This is a genomic window from Streptomyces mutabilis, from assembly GCF_014649815.1.
In the GTDB taxonomy this organism is placed as follows: domain Bacteria; phylum Actinomycetota; class Actinomycetes; order Streptomycetales; family Streptomycetaceae; genus Streptomyces; species Streptomyces mutabilis.
In genome coordinates, this window is the sequence record NZ_BMTT01000169.1 from 1 (window position 1) to 654 (window position 654).

Annotated in this window: 1 protein-coding gene and 1 pseudogene; one reads left to right on the plus strand and one right to left on the minus strand. The window is 48.9% G+C overall.

Annotated elements, in window-relative coordinates; genetic code table 11:
- Positions 1-167 (plus strand): annotated as a pseudogene (locus tag IE142_RS35215) (NADP-specific glutamate dehydrogenase); the annotation flags it as partial.
- A 148-nt stretch (positions 168-315) separates the two neighbouring features.
- Here the strand turns inward: IE142_RS35215 and IE142_RS37235 are convergent.
- Positions 316-654 (minus strand): hypothetical protein (locus IE142_RS37235; protein WP_229831248.1); only part of this gene is annotated, 339 nt, incomplete at its 5' end.

The window sequence follows — 654 nt, forward strand, 5'->3', positions numbered from 1 at the left end:
CTTTTGAAGAGGTTGACGGCAAGCTCAAGTCCATCATGGAAAACATCGTCGCCAACTCTCTGGAAGCCGCCAAGGAATACGGCCACGAGGGTGATCTGATGCTCGGCGCCAACGCTGCCGGCTTCGTGAAGGTCGCCAACGCCATGGTCGCCCAGGGCGTGCTCTGATCTAGCCGTTTTAGCCAATCTAGCCAATACGGCTGGCTCATCGAAATACATTGAGGGCCTGTCTGGTTTCATTCCAGACAGGCCCTCTTTTCGTATTTCAACACGTACTTCAGCGCACCCAATCTAGTTGCAGTTACATTTGAAACAATCACTCAAAATCACGATAGTTCCGGTTATAACTGAAACTATCTCTAAAAATCGCAATAGTTTCAGCTATAACCGCAACTTCCTCTCGCGCAGCTCCGCTATCTCGCTTATATATGGCAGATTTGAGAGTTCGTACGGTGATATCTCGCTTATATATGGCAGCCTTGGTAGGAAAAATGACCCAAAATATACCCCCGAACTGGCTTTTTCGCAAGTTGACCTGCCATATATAAGCGAGATGGTACAGGCCGGAAGGCAAAATCTGCCATATATAGGTCAGATATGGGCAGATTGCAGGCAGGGGAGAGGCAGATAGGGTTTGGCGTACGGTAAGAGACAC